The sequence below is a fragment of the Ruegeria aquimaris genome, assembly GCF_025751555.1.
GTDB classification, from domain to species: domain Bacteria; phylum Pseudomonadota; class Alphaproteobacteria; order Rhodobacterales; family Rhodobacteraceae; genus Ruegeria_B; species Ruegeria_B aquimaris.
In genome coordinates, this window is record NZ_JAOWLB010000020.1 from 53,970 (window position 1) to 78,883 (window position 24,914).

The 24,914-nt window shown below is 58.5% G+C and carries 19 protein-coding genes, 3 pseudogenes and 1 other annotated feature; of the genes and pseudogenes, 6 read left to right on the forward strand and 16 right to left on the reverse strand.

Annotated elements, in window-relative coordinates; translation table 11 throughout:
* Window positions 1-247: 247 nt before the first annotated feature.
* Complete coding sequence (locus tag OE747_RS20305) at window positions 248-481, reverse strand: hypothetical protein (protein WP_263830302.1); 234 nt, start codon at window positions 479-481, stop codon at window positions 248-250.
* Window positions 482-706: 225 nt separating this feature from the next.
* Here OE747_RS20305 and OE747_RS20310 point away from each other — a divergent pair, with 225 nt between their 5' ends.
* A complete protein-coding gene (locus tag OE747_RS20310) occupies window positions 707-1,372 on the forward strand; it encodes a HEPN domain-containing protein (RefSeq protein ID WP_263830303.1) in 666 nt (221 codons plus the stop codon).
* Between the two features lie 985 nt (window positions 1,373-2,357).
* On the opposite strand, the gene OE747_RS20315 is transcribed toward OE747_RS20310, so the two are convergent.
* The 6 genes from OE747_RS20315 to OE747_RS20340 form a co-directional block, all read right to left on the reverse strand.
* Entirely contained in the window at window positions 2,358-2,726 is a 369-nt protein-coding gene (locus OE747_RS20315) for a hypothetical protein (RefSeq protein WP_263830304.1), read from the reverse strand.
* Window positions 2,727-2,754: 28 nt separating this feature from the next.
* Window positions 2,755-5,535: a virulence-associated E family protein gene (locus OE747_RS20320; protein ID WP_263830305.1), complete on the reverse strand. Its 2,781-nt coding sequence runs from the start codon at window positions 5,533-5,535 to the stop codon at window positions 2,755-2,757.
* Between the two features lie 82 nt (window positions 5,536-5,617).
* Window positions 5,618-5,914 (reverse strand): hypothetical protein, encoded by a 297-nt coding sequence (locus OE747_RS20325; protein ID WP_263830306.1) that lies wholly within the window; start codon window positions 5,912-5,914, stop codon window positions 5,618-5,620.
* The gene (locus OE747_RS20330) at window positions 5,907-6,167 is read right to left on the reverse strand and encodes a helix-turn-helix transcriptional regulator (protein ID WP_263830307.1); all 261 of its coding nucleotides are present in this window, start codon (window positions 6,165-6,167) and stop codon (window positions 5,907-5,909) included. Before OE747_RS20330 ends, OE747_RS20325 begins: the two co-directional genes overlap by 8 nt.
* Before the next feature lie 102 nt (window positions 6,168-6,269).
* Window positions 6,270-6,914, reverse strand: a complete 645-nt coding sequence (locus OE747_RS20335; RefSeq protein WP_263830308.1) for a hypothetical protein — start codon at window positions 6,912-6,914, stop codon at window positions 6,270-6,272.
* 3 nt (window positions 6,915-6,917) lie between these two features.
* The gene (locus tag OE747_RS20340; RefSeq protein ID WP_263830309.1) at window positions 6,918-8,006 is read right to left on the reverse strand and encodes a tyrosine-type recombinase/integrase; all 1,089 of its coding nucleotides are present in this window, start codon (window positions 8,004-8,006) and stop codon (window positions 6,918-6,920) included.
* Window positions 8,007-8,284: 278 nt separating this feature from the next.
* Between OE747_RS20340 and OE747_RS20345 the strand changes: the two genes are divergently transcribed.
* Complete coding sequence (locus OE747_RS20345; protein ID WP_263830310.1) at window positions 8,285-8,446, forward strand: hypothetical protein; 162 nt, start codon at window positions 8,285-8,287, stop codon at window positions 8,444-8,446.
* A gap of 133 nt (window positions 8,447-8,579) precedes the next feature.
* Here OE747_RS20345 and OE747_RS20350 read toward each other — a convergent pair whose 3' ends face one another.
* Window positions 8,580-12,167, reverse strand: coding sequence for a calcium-binding protein (locus OE747_RS20350; RefSeq protein WP_263830311.1), 3,588 nt, complete (start codon window positions 12,165-12,167; stop codon window positions 8,580-8,582).
* A gap of 243 nt (window positions 12,168-12,410) precedes the next feature.
* Here OE747_RS20350 and OE747_RS20355 point away from each other — a divergent pair.
* The 4 genes and pseudogenes from OE747_RS20355 (at window position 12,411) to OE747_RS20370 (ending at window position 16,903) form a co-directional block, all read left to right on the forward strand.
* A protein-coding gene (locus OE747_RS20355; RefSeq protein ID WP_404818343.1) for an IS3 family transposase occupies window positions 12,411-13,645 on the forward strand; the annotation gives its coding sequence in 2 pieces (ribosomal slippage) (window positions 12,411-12,711 and window positions 12,711-13,645; 1,236 coding nt in all).
* Window positions 12,698-12,814, forward strand: a sequence feature (AL1L pseudoknot). Its footprint overlaps the gene before it by 117 nt.
* A 43-nt stretch (window positions 13,646-13,688) precedes the next feature.
* Window positions 13,689-14,018: pseudogene (locus tag OE747_RS20360) on the forward strand (transposase); the annotation flags it as partial.
* A 539-nt stretch (window positions 14,019-14,557) separates the two neighbouring features.
* Window positions 14,558-15,475: an ankyrin repeat domain-containing protein gene (locus tag OE747_RS20365; RefSeq protein ID WP_263830313.1), complete on the forward strand. Its 918-nt coding sequence runs from the start codon at window positions 14,558-14,560 to the stop codon at window positions 15,473-15,475.
* Between the two features lie 444 nt (window positions 15,476-15,919).
* Entirely contained in the window at window positions 15,920-16,903 is a 984-nt protein-coding gene (locus OE747_RS20370) for an ABC transporter substrate-binding protein (protein ID WP_164131729.1), read from the forward strand.
* Window positions 16,904-17,029: 126 nt separating this feature from the next.
* Here the strand turns inward: OE747_RS20370 and OE747_RS20375 are convergent, their stop codons facing one another.
* The 8 genes and pseudogenes from OE747_RS20375 to OE747_RS20410 all read right to left on the reverse strand — a co-directional run.
* On the reverse strand, window positions 17,030-18,889 hold the full coding sequence (locus OE747_RS20375) for a cache domain-containing protein (RefSeq protein ID WP_263830314.1): 1,860 nt from the start codon (window positions 18,887-18,889) through the stop codon (window positions 17,030-17,032).
* A gap of 267 nt (window positions 18,890-19,156) precedes the next feature.
* A pseudogene (locus tag OE747_RS20380) lies at window positions 19,157-19,378 on the reverse strand (transposase); the annotation flags it as partial.
* 68 nt (window positions 19,379-19,446) lie between these two features.
* Entirely contained in the window at window positions 19,447-21,078 is a 1,632-nt protein-coding gene (locus OE747_RS20385) for an acyl-CoA synthetase (protein WP_263830315.1), read from the reverse strand.
* Between the two features lie 2 nt (window positions 21,079-21,080).
* A complete protein-coding gene (locus OE747_RS20390) occupies window positions 21,081-21,881 on the reverse strand; it encodes an enoyl-CoA hydratase (protein WP_263830316.1) in 801 nt (266 codons plus the stop codon).
* A gap of 21 nt (window positions 21,882-21,902) precedes the next feature.
* Window positions 21,903-22,352 carry an OsmC family protein gene (locus OE747_RS20395; RefSeq protein WP_263830317.1) on the reverse strand — a complete coding sequence of 150 codons (450 nt, stop codon included), beginning with the start codon at window positions 22,350-22,352 and terminating at the stop codon, window positions 21,903-21,905.
* 29 nt (window positions 22,353-22,381) lie between these two features.
* Window positions 22,382-23,524 carry a glycine cleavage T C-terminal barrel domain-containing protein gene (locus tag OE747_RS20400; RefSeq protein WP_263830318.1) on the reverse strand — a complete coding sequence of 381 codons (1,143 nt, stop codon included), beginning with the start codon at window positions 23,522-23,524 and terminating at the stop codon, window positions 22,382-22,384.
* A 161-nt stretch (window positions 23,525-23,685) separates the two neighbouring features.
* Window positions 23,686-24,177, reverse strand: coding sequence for an Lrp/AsnC family transcriptional regulator (locus OE747_RS20405; protein WP_263830319.1), 492 nt, complete (start codon window positions 24,175-24,177; stop codon window positions 23,686-23,688).
* Between the two features lie 292 nt (window positions 24,178-24,469).
* Window positions 24,470-24,844 (reverse strand): annotated as a pseudogene (locus OE747_RS20410) (tyrosine-type recombinase/integrase); the annotation flags it as partial.
* Window positions 24,845-24,914 lie beyond the last annotated feature (70 nt).

The following is a 24,914-nucleotide window of genomic DNA, read 5'->3' on the forward strand; positions in this document are numbered from 1 at the left end:
GTGAATTCAGTGCTCCTCTCATGGCTATATGAGCCCGAGCTTCTGGTCTCCCGGATCAGCAACCTTGAAGATATGAGGGCCGATCGCAATGGTTTTTGCCGCCCACAGCTTGGTAGAAGCGGACCTTGGCGCATCCGCAGCGAATTAGCGCTCCATCCGCGTTGTGTGAATTCACCCGTCGTTTGATTTCGCCCCCTCGGCGAAAGTCCGGTCTCACGGACCGCAACGCAGCGGTCGAGGCCGCTGGTCAATGGCCGCTCTGGGCCGCTTGCCACAAGGTATCAGCCTCGATACAGAATCCTACGGATATCTGAGATTGATCGATTTTGCCCCCTCGATTGATAAAGTTAGTGGCCGAGGACGTGACCGTGGATAATTGAGTGGCACTCTGGGCAAACCGGAAAAAGCCATGTAACAGCCAGAACCAGTTGCCATTCTGACTTCTGGTTTTGTTGACAAGGTATCGGTCGACGATCAGCATGGCAGTACCCAACGGCTGGCTAGTCGTGCAGTCCAATGCCACGGCCCGTATGAAAATAGCCCGGTATCTCTACCAATGGAGCATCAGGTTGAAGTGCTGGCCTCTGAAACCTTGCATGACATGGTCACAGTGTATCGTCGGTCCGATTTCACGCCCCTGCCGTGAGGGATATCCATACTCTGCCGTATGTTTTGCCTTAATGAACTGGTAAAGGGAGAAAACCCGATGCTCGATAGCCTGACATTCCGTGCTCTGAAGGAAAAGCAACGTGCCATCCGCACCGGGTTTCCAGAAGCCATGGGTCTGCGCATTCATCGTGCCATCAGCTGGATAGGTCGGGCAGAGGCCTGCGGCGAAGATGAGGATGCTCGTTTTATCTTTTTGTGGATTGCCTTCAACGCAGCATACGCAGACGAGCGGGAATTCCAGTCGGTAGCACTCGGTGAACGTTCTGCCTTCTCGGAATACTTTGGAAAACTGGTTACGCACGATGAGGGGCTCCGGATCTACAAGGCGCTATGGCAACGGTTCTCCGGCCCTGTTCGAATGCTGATGCAAAACCGCTTCGTTTTCAACCCGTTCTGGCAGCATCAGAACGGGATAAAAGGGTTCGAGGACTGGGAGGACAAATTCCTGATATCCTCGCGCAGTTTTGGGCAGGCGTTTCAGGATGGCGACTGTGTTCGCGTCCTCAGTTTTGTCTTTGACCGCCTTTATGTTCTACGCAACCAGCTAGTGCATGGCGGATCGACCTGGAACAGCGGAGTTAACCGAGCACAGGTGCGCGATGGTGCAGCAATACTCTCTTTCCTGCTCCCGGTTTTTGTTGACCTGATGATGGACAACCCGAGGGAGGATTGGGGGCGACCCTTTTATCCAGTGATCAACTGAATGTGTAGCGCGAACGGCAGTGTCAGGTTAGCCGCCAAAGTGGCCGGATGGTTCCCGGAGAAGCACCTGTACCTTGGCGTTAAACATGACCACGCCATACGCATCGGCCTTCGGAATGTCGTACATTTCAGAATCGCTTCCTAGTCTTTTGCGGGTTGATGTCCTCGGCCCTGAACCGCGCCAAGGTATTGTTTTTGTGCGCTCGTCTGGCCGACCGGACATCCGGACCGTTCGACCAACCGGCATGGCAGGGCTTCGTCCTTCAAGGGCGCCATTCAGTAAGTGGGTCCTTCCGACGAAGATTTGATTGTCGCGGGTGGCGCGGAGCGCGGTATTCGAGAGTTCTGCGCGGTCTCTATAGAACACCCGCGCTTTGTGGCTGTTATGCTCACTTTATTCCCGGAGATTGTGCGGCGAGTTCGTCATGTTGGGCCAAACAGTCCAGGTCCACGCATCTGCGCACAAAACGGAAAACTGATGCCAAGAAATCCGAGTATCCGCACACCGGGACTGCCTGGCGACCGCTCATTCCGGCATCAGTAGAATTTTTTTCACGGAATCCGCCCTGGGGACACCATCTACCGGAGTGTCCATGTGTCCTTTGGTGTCCATTGACCGAAAACTTTAATGGACATGGTTTTACCCCTTATTTTTATGGCTACTGTCCATGTGTCCATTAAATTATTTGGTTTGGAGAATATTGAGAGAGAGAGGTGTAGATATAGACATTGAATCACCCCCTCCTTCGTTTGACAGGCAACAATGGTCGAATCCAATGGACACACGGACACAGAGCCGGCAAGTTATTGATTCTTAATGGGTAATTTGTGGCCGTCAAGAAACTTCGCCTATTGGCCGATTCAATGGACAACCCAGCCATCGACCCGGTAAGTGCGCCGGGAAGCCGCCCTCCCCCGTCGTTCGACCAAAACTAGATCAACTCTGAATCGAAAAAAACCCGGCTCCAGGGCCGGGTCTTTCAGGGCTAGCGGATGATCTCGATCATCTGTCGCGGGATCACTGGTCGGATCGCTTCGAACGCATGGAAGGACGAGTCAAAGACTCGGACGCTGACCCGCGCCTTCGAACCCTTGCCCCATCGCCGGGAGGGGCGGACCAGAATGATATGCCACTTTCCCTCCAATTCGTCGTTGACCCACTGTTGGGTAATGATCGCCGCTGTGGGAACGGTGTCCTCGTACCCGGGCACTTCTTCGGTGAAATACTCGAGCAGGTCCTCCAGGTCCCCAGCGTAGATTCCCGTCTCGTCCAGCGCCACGCGCACATCGAAAGGGGCGACCAGCCGGTCTTTCCAGTCGAACAGATCGCGGATTTCATTGCTCGGCGCAGTCATAAACAATTTCATGCCTCTGGTGCTCTCCTCAGTTCAGTAGATCGTCAATTTCTGTGTCCCGGGTTTCGGGGTCAGCGGGCGCGGCGATCCACTCGGCGTCGTCGTTAGTCCGGCGGAACCAGACCGCCCGTTGCTTGTGAAGCACGACCTTGCCCAAATCCGTCCAGCCGGGGATCAGCTTGAGCGCCTTCCCGTAGGTCCGCACCTCGGCGTTGCGATACGGCTCCAGCACTGCCTCCGTGTGCAGCGCTTCGAACGCCTGTTTCGCCGTGACCATGTTGCGGATGAACCGCTCGCCACTGTCCGCCTCGTCATCGAACTCCCGGTCGAATTGGGAGTGCGAATGCACCTCCATCTCGTCGCGGTTGACCGGGCGGTCCAGCCATTCCTGGATGAACTCTGCGATAACCTCGGTGGCCGTCTTGCGGCGGCTGCCCTCCGCAATCTGGCGCTGCTCACGGATCGCCTCGTTGGTCTTGAGGCCGAGGTGCAAGTCGCCGTGCGGGTTCGCCTTCCGCATGTCGAGATACGCCTGGTAGGCTTCCCCGATCAGCAGATGGCGCTCGCTCATCAGCTTGTCCTGGTCGATCAGGTTGAACTCGTCGTAGCGCGGGTGGACCTTCCAGACCCAATACCGGCGCACCGAGGTCGGGTCGGTCAGGTAGTCGTTCTCGTTCGACGTACCCACCATGACGGACTGCCGGGGAAACTCCATCTCGCGCTTGGCGTAGGCAAGCCTGATCTTGTCCACCGGGGAGGAGAGGAACGACTTGAGCAGGGCCGAGTCCGAGGACTTGGCCTTGACCATCTCGTCCATCTCCAGGAACCACGCCCCGCGCATGGCCTCAACCGTGCGCTGCACGTTGTCCAAGTCCACGCGGAACTCGTGGCAGAACCAACCGGAGATGCCCTTGAGCCAGGTCGATTTCCCTGCGCCGGTCGCGCCCTCAAGGATGAGCATCTGGTCGAACTTGCAACCCGGCTCGTAGATGCGGGCGACGGCCCCGGTGAAGAACCAGCGAGCGGACTCCCGGTGGAACGGTGTATCCGGGCAGCCGAAATAGTCGATGGCAATCCGGTCCAGTTTCCCGGTCGGCGCGCCCGCTTTCAGCCAGCGTTCGTAACACGCCTGGATGTAATCTTTGACAGGGTGAATCGGGTTCATGCGACCCGCGATCAGCACGGCTTCCTGGATCGACTGGCTGGAGAAATCGGTCTCGTAGCCGTTGCGCGCCTTATTGGCCGAAGCGATCAGCTTGACCGAGGCGTCGTCGGCATCCTCCCAGCGGCGTCCCTTCTTCTTCTCGCCCCCGACCAGTTCCCGAGACGGCAGGGCAATCAGCTTCGACCGGATCGGCTTCACGCAATATGGGTCGTGGGTGAACTCGTTGTAGGCGACGGCGCGCGCGATCCGGCCATCGTTCGAGCAGATCAGGGCGATGTTGTTCAGCACCGGCTCCAGTTCACCGTTGGCCTTGCGTCGGAAATTCGCCGTCCACGCCAACTTGTCCTCGTCCTTGCCCTTGTCCTGCTTCTTTTTCGGCTTCTCGTCCTCGTCGGCGTCATCGAGCAGCCCGTCAAACGCATCATCGGCCTCCGGTTCCTCGTCGTCATCGAAGCCCCCGAGTAGATCGTCGATCGAGGGGCCGTCATCGGCTTCGCCCTCGTCGTCCTCGAACTCGTCGTCCAGTTCCTCGCGCATGTGGGCGAACAGTTCCGCCGCGACGGCCTTATCTGCCTTCGCCAGTTCCATCATCGCCTTCGATGACGGCAGGTTCGAGAGCGAGGTGTTGGGCGGGGCGTCCTTGTCGAGGTGTCCGAACTTGTGAACCCGCACCATGTCCCAGGCGTTCGCCGCGCCCTCGATCGGGTCGGAGCCGTGGTTGGAGTAGATGAACAGGCCGCCGTCATAGACGACCGCACCGTTGGAGCCGGTGCCCAGGGCGAAGGTGTAGCGGGTCTCGGTCGAACTGTCGCCGGGGGTGTAGACCTCGGGGATGAACTCCGCGATCGCCTCCTCGATGTCATAGGTCCGGCAGAACGCGCCGATGTAGCCCTGCTTGTCGCGCGGGTCCTCCATCTTACGGTTCGGGTCCACCTTGCCCCGGTTGGTCTCCGCCTCTTTGTGCGGCAGGAGGGTGTGGTCCTCCCAGAACGGGTACTCGATCAGGAACTCGTCCACGTCGAGCAGTTCGCCCTCGTTCTCGTCGGTCCAATACTCCTGATCGCGCGACCGGGACGGCAGGTACATGACCTGGTTGGCCTTCATCGACACGATGTCGGGAATCTCGATCCCCTCCTCGGGGTCGTCGGCCAGCAGGGTCGCCAGGATACGGGTCAGGGCGTTCGCCTCGTCCAGCGTCACCTCGCGCGAGAGCGGGATGCTCATGCGGACGCGCGGCTTCTCCGGGCAATGCGACCGGGTGGTGTGCATGTGCCACGCATACTGGTTGATCGGCGCTCCACCGTCGCGGATGTGTTCAAGCTGTTCGATGGTCACATAGTCGAGGTCAAAGGCAACCATCGTGCGACACAACTGGTTCGGACCCTTGCGGCGTCCGTCCTTGAACAGCGCGGGCATCCAGTTCCCGGCGGCCAGCTTCTTCTTGCCCTGCTGGTCTTGATCCAGCTTCTTGTATTGGGCATAGGTGCAGGACGTATCGACCAGGACCTTCTCGGGGTCGAACATCGCCCGGAAGGTGCGCCACGTCTTTTGCTTGGTCGTGACTCGACCGAGGCTCGTGCCGTTACCGACACTGATCCTGATGATTACGTTTTCGAGGTCGGCCATAAGCACGTCCTTATTCATGAGTTGTGATCGGCAAACCTGCCGTCACAGCATTGTCGTTGGGTTGGAATGCGGTGGTTCGAGAGTCCTTCGTCAAGGACGCTCAGACGAAACCTTGGAACAGCCGCTTGCCCAGGTCGTTCGGAAGGGTCTCAGGAACAAGCCGGCAAGAAAACTGCTTCTCGGTGATGTCCCATTCCAGCCTTGCGAGCAGCGCAGCATCAGCTCCAATAGATTTCGCGAGCTGCTGCCTGTGGGTGTTTTCCAGCATCGCGAAGAGATGAGCAGCCGGGAGATCGAAACCGAGGTTCAGAAGCTCGCTAGACCGCGAATACGCCAGTGCTTCGAGCGTGTCGGGGCAGATGGTGTGGTTCCAATGCAGCTGGTTTTCGTCAGACATGACGCTCTCCTTCGACTTTAGACGCATCAGCCGCGACGAAGCAGCTCTCTATCCAGGCATCCAAATCCATCTGCCGGTAGACGACGCAACCGTTCATCTTCGCGAATTTGGGCCCGTCGGACCGACGATGGCGCATACGCAATTTGGCAAGCGTCGACTCGGACAGCCCGAGGTATCGCGCCGCCTCTGCAGGTCGCAGATAGACATGGGCCGGAATGCCACTTTGCAACTGTTCCGGAGAGTATTCCTGCATTCTTTTTTGCATCATTTCACCTCATGGGATGGCTTCTATGTGCCTATCTTTCCATGAGATTGATGATGACCGTCTCCCACAAAGTATGTTTTAAGGGGGACGCTAAATCAGCTCGGTATCGGGCTCGTCGTCAAACTCTGACTGGACCATTAAACCCCAATAATAATTGAGTTCTTTTTGCTTGAGCTTTGATCCCCAGATCTTGTGGATCCGATGTATGTCGAGCTTGCCAATCTCAGTCCTCTCCAAGGCGATCTGTACAATCTCGCTCGCAGATTTCTCTGTTTTTCGCATTCGATCCGGATGGTGCGACAGGACACGCCGGTGTGTCGCCTTGAGATCAGATGCCCTCAAGACTTCCTTCATCGCCATCAAAATGATGATGTCCCTGCCCCAGTTCGACCGACGGCCAGAGCCCGGTCCAACTGGTTCGAAGTCTTCACAAAGGAAGTCCTGAACGAGGCGAGACATACTTGGCGGCGGCAAAGCACCAGCCTCCATTCGCTTTGCCACAATGAATTTCACCAGACGAAAGACATCTTCGCTGCGCCTTGCTTCAGCGCACAGCTCATCAATTTTTTCTGCGGGTACCTTGGGGAACGGATGATCTCCCGATCGGTACCTCACGCCATATTTGTACCAGGCAGTTACGTAACCCGGTCGGCTGTTCAAAAACTTATGTTCGATGTCCCGATTGATTGCGTCGACTGTCTTATCGATGATGTTACGTTCATCCACCGCGTCCATGAACTAGCGCTCTTTTTCAACTGATGTTCGCCTAAGCATTTCGGCACAAATGACTTCCATCGCGGGTCGAAGCGCATCCAGACTTGGTTTCACATAGCGTTGACCTGTAATGGACAAAGGAGTGTGGTTCAAAAGACGACCCACGATTTCTTCGAGTACTCCGGCCTCCATGGCAACCGTGGCGAATGTCCGGCGGTGGGCATGCGGGCTCCATTTCATCCGTTGCGGCGCGCTGAGGCGACCATCCATCCGTTTCGGCGACGGAAACACCCATTGCCGATGCAAACCCTTCATGGGGGCGAGGATCTCGTGATGCAACTGCAGGATCGGCAGATCGAAGCTGCGTCCGTTTTTGGTCATTGGCAGATGGATACGGTCCTCGTGCACGTGCCTCCACTCCAAGGTCAATGCTTCGGTCTTTCTCAGCCCTGTGAAGAGCAGCAGCTCATAGAACACGGTATGAATCGGGTTGTGCAGCCCCTCGATCTCGTGCCGCCACTCCACCAGGTCGTCAATGATGGTCCCAGCTGGCTGCTCATCATACCACTCGATCGCCAAGGTCGGCGATTCCGGCAGATCGTGAACACGACGAGCATGGTTCCAGACCGTCCGAAAATACTTCAGAAGATGGTTAGCCGTCGATGGGGTGGCAGCAAGAGACCTATGGCGCTCCACGACCATCGATTTGGTAATCTCATCGAGTGGCAGGCGCAGCCAATCCTTGAGATGAAGCTCGAACTGCTGACGCATAGTCAGCTTATGCGTATCGGACCGGAGCTTAGGACGCGCCAGATAGGCTTCCATCGCCACTTGCAGGGTCGGAGCACCAATCTGGATTTGCTTTCCCGCACCCCTGCCCCATTCAAGCGCAAACCCGAGAGCGGTCTGTCGGGCCACCTCCGCTGTGATCACCGGATAACGCCCGATTAGCACCCTCCGTGTCTGACCACCGACATCCTTTTGGTAGTACCACGTCTTGGCCTTCTTGCCGACGAAGAGCACGAGGCCTCGGACCTCGCTATCCCAGTGTTTGTCTGTACCCGATTTTGTCTGTGGAGCCTTGCGGGCAAAGGTCTCTGTGAGCTTTGGCATTTTGTCGGCTTTTTGTCGGTATCAGCAGGAAAATTGCGGAACCCACCGGAACACAGAAGAACAACATAAGTCAATAATAAGAATGACTTGAAATCAAAATGAAAGGATAGGAAAAGTAGATTACTAGCTTGGAAGGCAAGGGTCTTACCATTACACAACGCCCGCTCGACGTGGTTGGACGTATGACATCGTTGTTCCGAGGTCAATAGTCTGTCTTTAAGGTCTAGTATTTTGCCGGCTATTCACGTCCCGTAGATTGACTGCGGACCGGGCAGGCCGTGAACTCAGACGGGGTGGCAGCCGGAGATGGCGCAATCGATGAAGCCTTCGTCATCTATCAGCCCACAGGCCAGACGCTTTGGGCGCTGATCGATGGCGCAGCGCTGGACGAAATCATCCTCCGTATCTCGGGGACCGGTGAGACGTTCGATCTTTTGTGAAGTTCCCCCTCTGCTAATAGTCGAATAACATTGGCCGCCGCGGCCGACATCGACAGATGCGTTGCAAGGTCAACCGCGAACGAGGCCAGTAAGGCCCTACAGCGCTTGTCAGGGCGCTCGCTGCACCGTGGACCTAAAGCAATAAATCGAAGACTTCACTTCCGATCCGTAGAGTGATCTCCCCCTGCGCTTCACCATCCACCAGCGCCCACATGATTTGACCCGTAGGGCGATAAATCACGAAGGCTTCCCTCACCGCATCGTCGCCCGATCGCTCCCCTGCAGTATTTTCAGTATGGGCGAAGTTCACCTGGAACTGTTCACGCGTGGCAGACGCGTTGCCAAAAAGCAGAATATCGCCCTCGGCGGCGTCATAGTCCTGAACCCAGTCCGATCCGTGGCCTTCCACACCGGCGTGATAGAACTTGTCGGCTCCGGCGCCGCCATTAATCCGATCAGAACCGAAGCCGCCATTCACGAAGTCATTTCCAGCACCCCCAAAAACCAGATCCGAGAAATTGGAGCCGGTGATCACGTCATCGCCATCCTGACCTTGCAACTCGTCGACCCCTGCGCCACCTGCGATGGTGTCGTTGCCATCCATACCGTAAACGAGGTCGTTCCCAGCACCGGCGTCGACGCTGTCGTTTCCAGCGCCTGCGAAAATGACGTCGCGAATGTCGATCAGGGCGAGGCCACCGAGGATCGTGTCATTGCCCTCGCCGCCGTTCAAGGTGTCCGAGCCTTCGCCACCATTCAGCCAATCATCCCCCAGATCTCCAATGAGACGATCATTTTGAGCAGCGCCAGCCAAGATATCGTTATCCGCCCCTCCGTTCAGCAGGTCGTCCCCCTCTCCCCCGTCCAGAACGTCCTGTCCGATGCCGCCTTCAAGAGTGTCCGCACCCTCTTCCCCGAACAAACGGTCATTGCCCTCATCGCCCGTCAAGAGATCGTTGCCAGCCCCTCCATAAAGCTGGTCCCATCCTTCGCCGCCCGCCACGGTATCAGAACCACCCCATGCCAGAACGACATCCTGTCCGCCTTCGGCATGGATGATATCCCACGTTTCGCTGGCCCGGATGACCTCATGGCGCTCTGTGCCGTGGATCTCGCCGGATCCGAACACGCTCTCTGCAATGAACAGGAACGTGTCCGCATCGCAATTCAGCACCACGGGCTCTTTGTCCAAGAAGTAGAACGGGTTGTTCAGGTACACGCTGAACTGGCCGATGCCCAAAGGGCTTCGATAATCGATGGCCATCTGCAGGGCCACTTCCGAGATGAAGAAGCTGATATCCTCAATCCCGAAGGTCGCATTTTCGATGACCATCATATCTTCCCACGAGGGGTCGCGGATGGTGACGCCATCGATCTGGTCCGGCCGCCCGACAATGCTGTCGAAGCCAGGACCGCTATCAACGACTGCGTCACCAGTCCCCAGCAGGAGAAGATCATTGCCGATGCCGCCATAGTAGGCACCGCCATCGCTTAGGAGGCCGTCCAAGGTATCGTTGCCGACTCCACCCTCCAGAACATCCCATCCACCACCGCCAACCAGAAGGTTGTCCTTGTCATCGCCAATGAAGTTGTTGCCCAGCGATCCTCCGACGAGGCCTTCAATCGAGATCAGACTGTCTCCATTGCCCTGAACGGATGCAGTCAGATCGATCGTGCCCCCGACGTCCAAATATTCCGCGATATCGAAGCCGCTGCCTCCGTCAAGGACATCGGCCCCGAGCCCGCCGACAAGCACATCGTTTCCAGGGCCCGCCTCGATGGTGTCGTCCCCCCGCCCACCCGACAGCGTGTCAGCGCCGCCAAACCCGAAGAGGACGTCTTCATAGGCCCCGGTGTCAAAAACATCCGCCCCATCCGTCCCCACGAAAATGTCGGCGCTATCTTCGCCGACGATGGTGATCTCGACCTCTGCCGTGCTGACCCCGTTCAGCTCATAGGTGAAATGTGCGGTCGTGGTGATGCCTTCGGGAAGATGCGAAAACGCGTCCAGCGGCAGGAAACTGAACGTGCCGATGTCGTTGACGTGGATACGTCCGCCTTCCGGAAGATCGACATCGCGTGCGATCAGCGTCGGCTGGCCGTTCACGGCGGTGATCGTGTAGGTGCCGGAGAGATCGTAGTCAGGCCCGAACCCGTTATCGGTCAGCAGGTTTCCGTTCGCAACGCGACCGGATTCCAGGATCCGAAATTCATCTCTCTCGGCGACGGGGCTGCCAAGCTCATCGAGAACGACAACCTGACGCGTGTCGCTGCCAGACCGCCCAGTGTGGTCCGTAACCTGTAGAGAGGCAATCCGCAAACCCTGGTCCGCGGAGAGGTCAACCATGACTGACCGCAGAACGTCCTGCACCTGCTGCTCTGTCGTGCCCGGCAAGAGATCGACGACAAGGGCCTCGCTGCCCAGAACCCTCCCCGCTGCCGCAGAAAGCGTGCCGATAACCACATCTCCGTCTCTCAGATCGAACCCGTCGGTGTTGATCGATCCCGCGATCGTGTCGGCCAGATATAGAAGGTCGGTTTCTTCGGCGTAGTGCGAGAGGCTCAGGATCAGCTGACCGCCATTCCAATCAGGGTCCGAGAACTCGAAAGCGGGATCGAGCTGTTCCGCCGCCTGGTCGACAGACAATCTGAGAATGGTGCCGTCAAAGTCCGGGCTCGGGGTATAGCCCGGATTGTTTGCCGCGAGGACAACGCCGCTCCCGAAGTTCCCGAGCAGGACATCCAGATCGCCGTCGTTGTCGACATCGAAAAACGGTCCTGCGGTGCCTGACTCGACATAATGCCGCTCCCCGCTGTCTGAGAAGTGACCGGTGCCATCGTTGATCCAAACCTCGAGCGGCGGTGCGGGCGAGATCGCGTAGGATGCAATTGCATCGAGATCCCCATCGCCGTCTATGTCCCCCAGCAGAACCTTGCCCGCGTCTCTGCTGAGAAGCGAAGCGCCACCATCCGTGAAGACCCCCGTGCCATCGTTCAGCAGCACTTTGTGGACGTATGCCTGAGGATCCGTGCCCGTCGGGGACACGACAATTAGATCGGTATCCCCGTCGCCATCGAGGTCCCCGAGCGCGGCGAGGCTTTCATCTTCAGATGCCACCGGCGTCGCGGAAAGAGCGAAGCCGCCCGAACCATCCCCCACCCAAAGATCGATGAGCCGTGCCGCCTGGCTTCTATTGCCCACCACGGCATCGAGCACCCCATCACCCGTGACATCCACGAGCATGACCTGAAGGCCATAGTCCGCCCCAAACTCCTGATCCGTCCTAGTGAACTCACCTAGGCCGTTGTTGAGCCATACCTTCGTTCCGCTCAAACCCACGACGAAGGCATCGAGATCACCGTCATTGTCCAGATCGCCCAGGTCCACACCGGACACGTGCTGATGGTAAATGGACTGGCTGCCCCAGGAAAACGTGCCGGATCCGTCGTTGAAGAGGTTTGCCGAAGAATAAGCGGCCCGAAAGATGTCGAGATCGCCGTCACCGTCAAGATCCCCCAAGCCTTGCTCAGGTGAGCTGTAATACTGCGCAGGCAAGGCCGCCTTCGCGAAAGTGCCGGACCCGGCATTCAGAAAAATGTTTGCCCCGCCGACAACATCCAAAAGGCCGTCATCATTGACGTCCCCGATCATCAGATCGGACCAACTCTCGACCGAGAGCCTCGTTGCCGTCAGAAAGAAATACTGAAACTCAGAAGCCAAGACACATCCCCCCACAAGATGCGACGGTCCGTCAGGCACCAGGTCCCCTTGCCTGACATTCCGCGGATGACGCGCGCAGCTTACTCTCAACCATGTTGATTTCCGCTGAGAATTGACCCGGTATTTTCACCGAGATTTGACCCACCCTCAGTATGCTTTTTTGTTTATGACCTGGTCAATGTTGCGGTCTCCCTGAACCGCCCCGGGTTTACCGGAGAGTAAAACCCTCGAAGGATGAGCCCCATGACAAAGCAGAGATTCACCCCCGCCTATCCAGCCGAACTTCGCGAACGCGGTGTTCGGCTGTTCCGAGAGAACCGTGCCGATTATGCCAGCGACACGGCGGCGTATCGGGCGATTGCACCGAAGCTGGGCTGTTCGCCCGACAGTCTGCGCGCCTGGTGCCAGCGGGCCGAACGTGACGCCGGACAGCGGGCCGGGCTGACGAGTGCAGAGAAGGATCGGATCAAGGAACTGGAGCGCGAGGTCCGTGAACTGCGGCAGGCCAACGAGATCCTGAAGAAGGCCAGCGCGTATTTCGCTGCGGCGGAGCTCGACCGCCCGTTCCGCAAATGATCGCGTTCATCGATGATCAGCGCGGTGTCCATGGTGTCGGGCCGATCTGCCGGGTTCTGGGGATCGCACCATCGACGTATTACGCCTTCAAGGCAGTGGAGCGTGATCCGGAACGGGCATCAGGCCGGGCCAGGCGGGACCGGCTGGACATGGCCGCCATCAACAAGGCCTTCGATGGCAGTCGGGGCCGATATGGCGCGCGCAAGGTTTGGCATCAGCTGGGGCGCGAAGGGCGCGATATTGCCCGCTGCACGGTTGAGCGGCTGATGAAGGTCATGGGCTTACAGGGTGTTGTCCGCGGGAAGAAGGTCATCACGACCAACCCCGACACGGCACAACCTTGCCCGGACGACAAGGTGAACCGGGCCTTCGCGGCAGATATGCCGAACCAGCTGTGGGTCAGCGATTTCACCTATGTGTCAAGCTGGCAGGGTATGGTCTACGTGGCTTTCGTCATCGATGTCTTCGCCCGAAGGATCGTCGGCTGGCGCGTCTCGACTTCGATGACCACCGGCTTCGTTCTCGACGCCCTGAACCAGGCCATCTGCCAGAGAGCGCCGTCCGAGGCCGACAAGCTGATCCATCACAGTGACCGGGGCAGCCAGTATCTGTCGATCCGACACACCGAGCGGCTCGCAGAGGCAGGCATCGACACATCGGTCGGCAGCGTCGGGGATTCCTATGACAACGCTCTCGCCGAAAGCACCATCGGCCTGTTCAAGACCGAGGTCATCAAGTTCCTCGGCCCCTGGAAATCGGTCAGTCAGGTCGAATGGGAAACCCTGAAGTGGGTCGACTGGTATAACAAGACGCGCCTGCACAGCGCCATCGGCTACGTCACGCCGAACGAAGCAGAGGAGACCTTCTACGCAAACTTGAACACTGACGAAAAAGCAGCCTAATCATTGAACCAATAACTCTCCGGTAAACCCGGGGCGGTTCACCTTTGACCGGGGACGCGACTTCGCCGCTTGGATTGGTCTTATTCCCCGACAATACAGCACCGGCGGGCGAACGGTGCTTGGACGGATCTCAAAGCGCGGCAGCCGATACTTGCGTATGCTGTTTGTTCAAGCCGCAAATGTTGTCCTGATGCGGCCCCATCACTGGCCCAACTTCAGCTTGGGCGACTGGCTCTCCCGGGCAGCGACACGCATGCATCGCAACAAGCTGGCCATCGCCCTCGCCAACAAGCTCGCGCGTATCGCTTGGAGCGTATTGAGGCACGGGACGCCGTTCGATGTCACAAGAGAAAAGGTCATGGCCAGCGTTTAAGACCGGCCCTGATCCGACGGAGTTCGCGAACGAGAGAAAGCATGGAACGGAAACCACACGCTCCCAGAGTCTGAGAGCCCAAATGGCCATCACGGCCTGTCCGCTAATGAGACCACGGCGCGAGCGTAACCCCAAAATGGCCACGGCCCGCGTGCCGATCCACAGGCCGGATACATATCAGCTATCAGCGACTTCCGAGGACATGCCAAACCTCACTTGCGAACAGCAGCCGGTTCATACAATTGGGCTCTTCTGAGACATCTGAGCGGTTCAGTCAGATGTCCGCAAAGCTGCGCTGAGAAGCCATTCGAGACGACGGGACCGCGTGACGACGTCCGCTTTGGGGCCTGGACGACCGCTTCTCCCAGCACCTGCCATTCGGCACTGATGCCTCCGATGTCTCAGATGCCGGACAAAGTGGTTATTCATCGCGGGCACAAGACGCGCCGATCCAAGATGGATTGCTCGCGCCAGAAAAATCGCCATTCGAATCCCGTCGGTGCTAGACTTCCTTCGAATTGAAGGGAGAACGTATCAGCATGCGGATTGCCTCTTTGATTACCTGCGCCGCATTGACCTGCTCGAGTACTGCGATCGCGGGCCCTCTTCACGACGCCGCTCGGACCGGCGATACCGCTGAGATCGAGGCGCTTCTTGAAAGCGGTCTGGATGTCGACACAGTCGAAATGGTGACGCCGCTATTGATGGCGGCGCTCAGCAATCAGTTGGAAGCCGTGCGCCTCTTGCTTTCCAAAGGTGCCGATCCGGACATCGCAAGTTCCGCTATGGGAACAGCGCTGCATGCGGCCGCCCAGCGAGGCTTCGCCGATATTGTCCGCGTGCTTTTGGACGCTGGCGCAAATCTCGAGTCCCGAAATCCGGACCGGTACACACCGCTTATGATTGCCGCGCTCAACAATCGGGCGAACGTCGTTGCGGCACTTCTGGAGGCCGGTGCCGACATCGACGCGGTGGGTATCGCGCGCGATAACGGTATGGGCGGCAATGGCAAGGTCAACGCGCTCCACGTCGCTTCCTTCAAAGGCGAGACCGACGTGTCTGCCATTCTCAGGGAAGCTGGTGCCGGGCCGCGGCCAATCGACTATGCCGCCGACGCGGTTTCCAACGCCGATCCCCAGCGTGGCCGGCAACTGGCGAATCAGTGGTGCGGAAGCTGTCACAAGGTTGAATCGGAAGATGAGGTCATCATCAAACCGGAAATGGGTCTGTCACTTGTGGGTATCATAGGGCGCCCCGTCGCGTCGCGAGATGACTACGATTACTTCCCGGCCCTGTCTAAGGTTGCGGAGGCATGGACCTGGACGCCCGAGCGACTTTACTCGTTTGCCGCAGAACCCATGCTCACCATTCCTGGTACCAGGATGCGTTGGAATGATGGGTGGACGGAAGCCGATGTCGCTCATATCGTCGCCTACTTCGTGTCCGCTTCCAACTAGCGACGCGCCGTTCAATATCGCGGCCACCAATGTCAGTTCGGGCTCTCCCGAGACATCCGAGCAAAATGGTCAGATCACCGCTCTATGGCAGCAAGCAGACTTTGAAGCTGCCAAATCCGCTTAGCCGCGCCCGAACGACGGCTTCCAAGGACACCAGACATTCCCCGAAATCGAAGCTATGACCCGGTCGCGGACGAAGCAGACTTCGCAGTTGCGAACTTTCTACTCGGGCAGGCGGATGGTCCGTGGGCTGGTCTTGAAGTGGTGAAAATGGAAACCTCTGGTCATCAAACAAGGCTACGAAAGCGATCTGCCCGGCTCAACCAAGTTTGCTCTAACAATGTCCCGCCCGGATTCTTGGCGTGACGCACCAATCCTAATTACGTAATTTGTTTCATAGTGAGGTTTCCGCCTTGGAGTCGCTATGTCTAGCGCGGAGAGTGCATGAACAACCTAGCACGCAGGACTTTCCTGATTGCCGCCGGCATGCTGTTTGCGGGACCTCTACTCGCCGATGATCGGCTTGGCAAAGTGCGGCCTCGCGTGGGTTTCCTTTCGCCGGTGTCTCCTGGCAAGCGCGATAAAGCCTTCGTTTCTGGCATGGAGGCCCTGGGCTGGATACCCGGCGATACCATTGATATCGACCTACGATTTGCAGAGGGACAGCCGGCGCGCCTGCCCGGACTGGTGGATGAGTTACTCGCCCTGAAGCCGGATGTGCTGGTAGCAGGTTCAACCATCGGAGCACGGGCAGCGATTGAAGCCGAAGCTTCGGTGCCGATCGTATTTGCCGGCTCGAGCGATCCGGTTGCCGCTGGGCTGGTGAAGAATCTCCGACACCCGGGCGGAAACATTACTGGATTCTCGCTTGCTTACGGCGATGGATTTGCAGGGAAATGGCTGCAGCTGCTGAAGGAGACAGTCCCCGAACTTCGTCATGTGGCCTTGATTTGGAGTTCGAGCAATCCGGCGGCGCGGCGATTTGTCGAGGAGGTAAGCAGGGTTGCAGCCAAGCTGCAAATACAACTCGAAGTCTACCACGCCAAGGATCGCACAGAACTGGATGCCGCGCTCTCGTCTGTCGAAAGCAGCGGTGTAGGCGGTTTCATTGTGGCGCCCAGCCCGTTTGCCGTGTCAGAACGTAAACTTCTTGTGGCGTTCAGCGATCGCAACAGACTGCCAGCAATCTATTTTTCAGAAAGTTTTCCGGACGATGGTGGTTTGATGTCCTACGGGCCGGACATCCCGGATGTGTATCGGCGCGCTGCCGCGCATGTCGACCGTATTCTCAAGGGGGCTGATCCGGGAGAGCTACCGGTTGAGCGTCCGAATAAGTTCGACCTGGTAGTCAACCTGCGTGCAGCCGAAGCGATCGGTGTGACCATCCCAGTCTCGCTCTTGTTGCGCGCCAACCGGGTGATCGACTGATGCCGTGACAATCTGAGGGCCGGCAGATTATGTTTGTGCCAAAGTGACAACAAGGATTAAGCCCCCTGCGGCGGTGCCGTAGCGGAGTTGTGTATTGCCGGGCGCGACGAAGCGGTACTATTCCCGTTAGCTCTTGAGACCGCTAACCCGCAGGATGGTGACGGGCTCGCCAAATCCTTTCAGAGTCCGCTCACCCAGTTCTTCGAACACTGCTACGTTTCCGGCACCGTTCCGCACTGGCCCGCTCACTAGGGTCTCACCGTTCCGGGCAATGTCGCACAGGCGAGAGGCGAGATTCACAACCGACCCGATTGCGGTGTAGTGATACTGGTCTCGAGTACCGATGTGGCCAAGTGTGGCGAGCCCGGTAGCGATGCCAATGCCGAAGCCCAAGTTCACTCCGCGATCATTCCAAGACTCCAAGAGAATGGCCAAGTCCGCCTGCATGGACTGAGCCATTCTCACGGCCTTTTCGCTGTGGTCGGGGCAGGGCAACGGGTCATTGAGGAACGCCATCAGGCCGTCGCCGGAAAAATAACCGATGGTCGCTTCGTACTCGAGCAAGCGGTCGCCGACGGCAACATAAAATTGCTCGAGCACCTGCAGGGTCTCGTGCGGTTCGGCGAGCGATGAGTAAGCGGTGAAATTACGCAGATCACAGAACAAAACCGTCACTTCGCGCCTATGGCTTGAAGTGATTTCGCTGTTATCCGAGGCCACGATAAGGTCGGCCAAGTGGGGCGAAAAATAGCGTTTCAGCACGCTCACACGACGCACTTTCTCATAGGATTCGTGCAACCGGACACTCATGTCGTTGAAATCTTCGGCCAGTTGCTCCAACTCGTCGCCCGTGTGCAATTCGATGCGTTGATCGAGTTCACCAGCGCCGATCCGCGCAGCACCTTGCTGTAGCGTCTTCACTGGTCCGACGATCCGCCGTGCGAGCAATAGCCCCGCCAGCGCTGAAATGACGATGCCGAGGATGACTAAAACCGCACTTCGCCGCAACGAAGCGTAAAGAGGTGCGAATGCCTCGGAAAGCGGTGACTCGACGATAACCAGCCAGTCTAGACGTTCGATCATGGCAAATGCGGACAGGACGCGTATGCCGTCGAGGCCAGTGGTAATCACGCCCAGTTGCGGGATATCACTTCTGCTAGCATCCGTTCTTACCAGCAAATTCTGCGAGTAAGAAGACAAGTCGGTCTTGCGGAGCACCAGCGAGATGTCACGGTGGGCGATCAACATCCCGTTCGAGCCGACCAAAAAAGCGCTGCCGCCCTGACCCACATCGATTTGCGATATCACGTTCCATACCATTTTAAGGTTAACCTCGGCGATGATTACGCCAGGGTTCTTGCCTTGGTCGCGCAGTCCCACGGTCATGTATGGTTCGGATTCATCTCGGAAATAGACCGCTCCGAAATAGAAACCCTCGCTCTTTGCGGTCGTAAAATTCTCCCGTCCGGAGAAGTCCGTGCCGCGGTCCAACTCGTCGATGGCGACGCGGGATACTGACAGCCGTTCTCGTCCCGAGGCGTCAATGAATGCAATTTCGGTTATTTCGGGCACCTGCCGCAGGATTCTTTGGAAATCTTGCCGCCGCTGCTGTACCGCTGCGCCGCTGTCTAGGTAGGCCGCATGCGTTAACCAGCCCATTTGGGCAAGAATTTCCCTGGAAAAGCGCTCAATGACAACGGCGGCGCCGGCAGCCTTCTCTCGTTGCAATTGAAGCAGTGCAAGTTTTTGCTCTGGATAGGAAAAATACATTTCGAGCGAACCGGCAAAAACCAAAGCTCCGGATACCAACCCTCCGATCAGCAACGCGTACTTTCGGAAGAGCCCTGAACGAAAAAAGAGCGACCCCAATTGGCTTTCGGGACGATCGGCAGAGGGCGAATCCGCACCTTCCGAGGACGCCGCCATGGGCTGTCCGTCTAGCTGGCGGTCGTCGTCCCTTTCAACCACCCTCTCGCGCTCCTGCATAGGGAAACTACAAGTAGTCTAAAGGGATTTCGCATCTCCTGGAAAATATCAATTGCCATACCGTAAGCTAGAGTTCTGGTACAAATCTACGAACAGAAAGGTTTTCGGCAGTTAAACCGCCTGAACATTAAGAGCGATCGGCTACTTCGGGCTCCGAGCCGACCTGCAGCGGCGCAGCGGACGAGTCTCGAAGGGAGCCCCGAAAGCCGTCATTCGCAACAGGCGGGCACTTTAACTTTTTCAGAGGGATGGGTCGACTTCCGGACATTCGCCCATCCGGTCCAACTCGCGCTTCAACCGACGGTTCTCGGCTTCATGATCCACACCCGGCCTCTTTGGCGCGGGATCACCGAACAGCTTCATCCATTTGTACAGAGAATGCGTGCTGACGCCCAAGCGTCGAGAAACCTCCCGAACCGGATACCCGCGCACTACGATCTGATGCACCGCATCGCGCTTGAACTCGTCGCTGTAATTGCTTGTCCCCATCTCGGCCTTCTAGCCTCACAGTTAGGCGGCAAAGCGTCTACAAATCTAGGGGCACCTCAGAGGTGCCCTCAGTCTGTAAACTCTCGGGCCCGTTCGCGCAGAGAAAATTTCTGGATCTTGCCGGTCGAAGTACGCGGGATTGGCGTGAAAACCACCCGACCGGGGACCTTGTAAGGCGCTAGGTGGTCACGGCACCAGGCCCGGAGCGCGCCCTCGTCCACATCATGCCCCGGTTTGAGCTCCACAAAGGCGCAGGGGGTTTCTCCCCATTTCTCGTGTGGCATGGCGACAACAGCCGTGGTGGCCACTGCAGCATGGCGATAAAGCGCCTCCTCAACCTCGATTGACGAAATATTCTCGCCTCCCGAAATAATGATATCCTTGGAGCGATCCTTGAGCTGGATGTAGCCGTCGGGATGCATCACGCCCAGGTCGCCCGAGTGGAACCAGCCGCCGTCAAAGGCCGCTAGCGTGGCTTGCGGATTGCGGAAATAGCCCTTCATTACCACGTTGCCACGGAACATGACCTCACCGAGGGTTTGCCCGTCGCGCGGTACCGGCTGCATGGTCTCGGGATCAAGCACGTCGAGCCCCTCTAGCGCGAGATAGCGCACACCCTGGCGTGCCTTCAGCCGCGCCTGATCCGCCGGAGGCAGCAACGACCAGTCGGCATGCCAGTCATTGACCACCGCGGGTCCGTAGGTTTCCGTCAGCCCATAGAGGTGGGTGACGTCGAACCCCGCCTCCTTCATGTCGGCCAGCAGCTTCTCCGGCGGCGGCGCGGCGGCGGTGAAGAACTGGACCGTGTGATTGAGGTTGCGCTTTTCCGCCTCGGGCGCCGAGATCATCAGCGACATCACGATGGGCGCGCCGCACAGATGCGTGACGCCCTCGTCCGCCAGCGCGGCCCAGATCGGCTCGGCCCGGACCTGCCGCAAACAGACATGGGTGCCGATGATCGCCGACAGCGTCCAGGGGAAACACCAGCCGTTGCAGTGAAACATCGGCAGCGTCCACAGATAGACCGCATGTTTCGCCATCGAGGTGGTCAGCGCGTTGCCCTGCGCCAGCAGATAGGCGCCCCGGTGGTGCGAGACCACGCCCTTGGGATCGCCGGTGGTGCCAGACGTGTAGTTGATCGAGATCGCATCCCATTCATCCTCGGGCATCAGCCAGGCGAAATCCGGATTGCCGCGCGAAAGGAACACCTCGTAATCGGCCACGTCCAGATCCGAGCGCGCACCGTCAAATTCCGGATCGTCATACTGGATCACGACGGGCGCGACCTTGGCCAGCGCCAGCGCGTCCTGCAACAGCGGCATCAGCTCGCTGTCCACGATCACCAGCTTCGACATCGCGTGATCGAGTTGAAACGCGATGATCGCCGCGTCCAGCCGGGTGTTGATCGAATGCAGCACCGCGCCGCACATCGGCACGCCGTAGTGGCATTCCAGCATCGCGGGGGTGTTGAAGAGCAGCGCCGAAACCGTGTCGCCGCGCCCGATGCCGTTCTTGGTCAGCGCCGAAGCCAGCCGCCGGGACCGCGCATAGAACTCGGCATAGCTGCGCCGCAGGCGCCCGTGCACGATGGCCGTGTGGTCGGGGAACACAGTCGCGGCGCGTTCCAGGAAGGTCAGCGGCGTCAGCGGCTGGTGGTTCGCCGGATTGCGGTCGAGATCGGTGTTGTAGAGGTTGGTCATGATCAGGCATCCTGCCACTGAGGGCTGCGTTTTTCGATGAAGGCACCAATACCTTCCTCGGCATCGCGAGCCAGCATGTTTTCGACCATCACCCGTGTAGCGTGGTCATAGGCGTCCTTCAGGGTCATTTCACGCTGTTCGTAATAAGCGCGTTTGCCGGTGGCGAGCGTCATGCTGGATTTCGCAGCGATCTTGGCCGCGATTTCCAGCGTGGTGGCGCGCAAAGCGTCCGGAGCAACCACCCAATTGACCAACCCAATCTCGGCGGCGCGGGTGGCGGATGTCATATCGCCAATCAGTAGCATTTCCATCGCGTGCTTGTTGCCGACATTGCGCGACAGCGCCACCATGGGGGTTGAGCAGAACAACCCGATATGCACCCCCGGTGTGCTGAATTGCGCGGTGTCCGCCGCAACCGCCAGATCGCAGCTGGCCACCAGCTGACAACCCGCCGCGGTGGCGATCCCCGAGACCTCGGCGATCACCGGCTTGGGGCAGTTCACAATCGCCTGCATCGTGTCCGAGCACATGCCGAGAATTCTGGTGAAATAGGCCCGCCCACGATCCGGCCCGGCCCGGCCCGAAGTCATTTCCTTGAGGTCATGCCCGGCGCTGTAAGCCGGTCCGTTCGCCGCAAGGATGATGACCCGCACCTCAGGATCGCGGCACGCCTCGGCAAAAGCCGTGCTCAGCGCGGTCAGCATCGACTCGGATAGGGGATTACGCCGTGCGCCGTCATTCAGGGTCAGGCGAAGGATGCCGCTGGCCTCCAGGTCGCGTAAAAGGATATCGCCGGTTTGCATGGGGAGTGGGTCTTTCCGAGGTCAGAGGATCTTGATTTCGACGCAGTCGGCCAGCGTGTTGGCGATGAAGCAGTAGCGATGCGCGCGATGCTGCATCTGGGTCAACTCTTCATCGCTGACCGAGAAGCCGGTGTCGAAGCGCACCACCGGGTGCAGGTCGATGCGCGTCACGGACATCTGCCCCTTGGGGTTCTTGCCCAGGTGCGCCTCGGCATAGTCGTGGTAGCTCGCCACCGGCCAGCCAGCCTTGGCGCAAAGCGCCAGGAAGGTCATCATGTGGCAGCTCGACAGCGCCGAGGCCAGAGCCTGCTCGGGGTTGGTATTGGCGGGATCTCCGCCCCAGTCGGGGGCGGAGTCTACGGTAACGTCATACTGGCTGTTGTACTGAACCACATGCGCGTTCGAATAGGCCCCGGTCCGAAAGACCGGGCTGGCACGGTGCCAATGCAGTTGGATCGCGAGGTCGGACATGGTCTGGTGCTCCTCTTTCGTCCAACCGCTCAGGCAGCGGCGATCTTCTTTTTCGGGTCGTAGAACGGGAACTCGACCATGGTGGCGCGGGTCAGGCCCGATTTGGTCACCACTTCCACGTCCGAACCCAGAACAACGTGCTCCGCCGACACCATCGCCAGCGCGATGTTCTGCTCCAGCCGCGGCGAATAGACGGCCGAGGTCACCTTGCCGATGGTCTCGCCATCCTTGTTGATGGCCCAGAACGTGGTGTTCGGCCCCTGCAGCGGATCGCAGTCAAGGATCAGACCCACCTGCTTGCGGGTAACACCCTCTTCCTTGATGCGTTTCAAAGCGGCCTTGCCGATGAACTCCGCCTCCATGTCCAGGTTGACCAGCCGGTCGAAGCCCAGCTCGAACGGGTTGGTGTGGATATCGGCGTCGGCATGGTAGGAGAGCATGCCACCTTCGATCCGGCGGATCGACGAGGTGTGGCCGGGCTTCAGCCCGTATTCCAGGCCGGAGGCCATGATCCGCTCCCACAGCGCATCGCCTTTCGAGCCGTCACGCAGGTAGAGCTCGTAGCCCAGTTCGCTCGACCAGCCGGTGCGCGACACGATCAGCGGGATACCGTCCAGATCAAGTTCGCGCAGCCAATAGTATTTCAGGTCCATGATGCCGTCGCCAAAGAGCGCACGCATGATCTCGCCCGACTTCGGCCCCTGCAACTGCAGCGGCGACACGTCGGGTTCGGTGATCGTGACATCCATGCCGGAGTGTATCGCCACGCCTTGTGCCCAGAGCAGGATGTCGCTGTCGGCGAGCGAAATCCAGAAGTGGTTTTCGGCTAATCGCAGCAGGATCGGATCGTTCAGGATGCCACCTTCGGCATTGGTGATCAGGATGTATTTGCACTGACCCACCGCCATTTTCGACAGGTCGCGCGGGGTCAGCATCTGCACGAATCGCGCCGCATCAGGGCCGGTGATCTCGACCTGGCGCTCGACCGCCACATCGCACAGGATCGCATCGTTGACGAGGTTCCAGAAATTCTGTTCCGGATCGCCGAAATCGCGCGGGATATACATGTGGTTATAGACCGAGAAGCCCTTTGCGCCCCAACGCACAGTGGCGTCGAAATAGGGGGATTTACGGATCTGGGTGCCGAAGCCGAAGTCGTCTGCCTGGGTCATGTCTTTCGCCTTATTGCACGTGACCAAACCGGTCATCTGGTGTGAAAATCTGGCGCGGTTCTATGTCGAAGACGCACAAACATGGGGTCTGAAAAACGCAAGGCCCGCAGCCCGAACAGACCAATTTCAGGCCTTCCCAAAGACCGTTTTGACTCGCGCTGTCACTTAGCGTCACGAGCGATCAGTTTTCCGACATTAGGTGGTTGAGACTTGATTCTGCGGGTCGCGATATAGGTCATGTAGCGGTCGATTCCGATATCGGCGGACAAAAGCGCGTCCATCAGGTTTTGAAACCCTGCAAGGCTGGGCGTAAACACGTGCATCACGTAGTCCATCCCACCCCCCGTTGCGACGCATTCAGTGATCTCGTCCATACCCCGTATCATTGCCTCGAAACGGTCGAAATCGGCCTTGCGATGATGGGTGAGCGAGACGGTGACGATCACTTGGGTGAAGTCCACGACCTTTTCGAGCGCGATATCCGCGCGGAAGCCGATGATGTACCCGGCCGCTTTCAACCGGGCCAAGCGTGCCCAGCATGGCGTGGGTGATAAGTTCACGATCTCGGCCAGCCGCGTCTTGCTAAGCTGCCCGTGTTTCTGCACCGCGCTTAGGATGCGGATATCTGTTGCATCGAGACCGGGTTTGGTCATGCACTTTGGCCCTTCAATTAGCTTTGACGTTACCTTTAGCAAGAAGGACTGACACGCAACATCCTCTTGGTAGTTATCTCGCTGCCCCATTCTGGAATGCGTGTTGGCGTCTTCCCAGCCTCAAACGGGCTTGCTGCATCAGCGTCGCGCCGGTTAGTCATGCTCAACCGAGCACTGGCAGGGACAAGGCAATGCATATGCAGCGAAAGCCCGGTTCGGCAGGCTGCACCGTAGCGACAGAGCACCGAGGTGGGCGGCGCTATGGGCCGCCCGCGAAGGGCGGCCCGGCCGATCAAATCTCAACGGCTTCGGAAATGGCCAGCGCGTCCTCAAGCTCGACACCGAGGTAGCGAACGGTGCTGTCCATCTTGGTGTGGCCGAGCAGAAGCTGAACGGCGCGCAGGTTGCCGGTCTTGCGGTAAATTTGCGCGACCTTGGTCCGGCGCATCGAATGCGTGCCATAAGAGCTCGGTTAAAGACCGATCGACGTTACCCAGTCGCGTACGAGCCGAGCATACTGGCGGGTCGAAATGTGGAGCCTCTCGTGGAACCGGCCGGGCCAGAGGTATTCCGAGCCGATCATCGCCGGATCTTCGAGCCATGCGGAAACCGACTTGCGGGTGCCTTCTGTGATCTCGAAACGCACCGGCTTCTTCGTCTTGGATGGCCTGATCTGACTGGTCCAACTTGATTGTTAGTGCATGACTGGCCTCTGGTCCATCTGGACGATGGTTTCA

Coding starts and splice junctions, on each gene's coding strand:
- OE747_RS20305 (WP_263830302.1), bottom strand. CDS start 481: ATGCTGATCGTCGACCGATACCTTGTCAACAAAACCAGAAGTCAGAAT.
- OE747_RS20310 (WP_263830303.1), top strand. CDS start 707: ATGCTCGATAGCCTGACATTCCGTGCTCTGAAGGAAAAGCAACGTGCC.
- OE747_RS20315 (WP_263830304.1), bottom strand. CDS start 2,726: ATGACTGCGCCGAGCAATGAAATCCGCGATCTGTTCGACTGGAAAGAC.
- OE747_RS20320 (WP_263830305.1), bottom strand. CDS start 5,535: ATGAATAAGGACGTGCTTATGGCCGACCTCGAAAACGTAATCATCAGG.
- OE747_RS20325 (WP_263830306.1), bottom strand. CDS start 5,914: ATGTCTGACGAAAACCAGCTGCATTGGAACCACACCATCTGCCCCGAC.
- OE747_RS20330 (WP_263830307.1), bottom strand. CDS start 6,167: ATGCAGGAATACTCTCCGGAACAGTTGCAAAGTGGCATTCCGGCCCAT.
- OE747_RS20335 (WP_263830308.1), bottom strand. CDS start 6,914: ATGGACGCGGTGGATGAACGTAACATCATCGATAAGACAGTCGACGCA.
- OE747_RS20340 (WP_263830309.1), bottom strand. CDS start 8,006: ATGCCAAAGCTCACAGAGACCTTTGCCCGCAAGGCTCCACAGACAAAA.
- OE747_RS20365 (WP_263830313.1), top strand. CDS start 14,558: ATGCGGATTGCCTCTTTGATTACCTGCGCCGCATTGACCTGCTCGAGT.
- OE747_RS20370 (WP_164131729.1), top strand. CDS start 15,920: ATGAACAACCTAGCACGCAGGACTTTCCTGATTGCCGCCGGCATGCTG.
- OE747_RS20375 (WP_263830314.1), bottom strand. CDS start 18,889: ATGCAGGAGCGCGAGAGGGTGGTTGAAAGGGACGACGACCGCCAGCTA.
- OE747_RS20385 (WP_263830315.1), bottom strand. CDS start 21,078: ATGACCAACCTCTACAACACCGATCTCGACCGCAATCCGGCGAACCAC.
- OE747_RS20390 (WP_263830316.1), bottom strand. CDS start 21,881: ATGCAAACCGGCGATATCCTTTTACGCGACCTGGAGGCCAGCGGCATC.
- OE747_RS20395 (WP_263830317.1), bottom strand. CDS start 22,352: ATGTCCGACCTCGCGATCCAACTGCATTGGCACCGTGCCAGCCCGGTC.
- OE747_RS20400 (WP_263830318.1), bottom strand. CDS start 23,524: ATGACCCAGGCAGACGACTTCGGCTTCGGCACCCAGATCCGTAAATCC.
- OE747_RS20405 (WP_263830319.1), bottom strand. CDS start 24,177: ATGACCAAACCCGGTCTCGATGCAACAGATATCCGCATCCTAAGCGCG.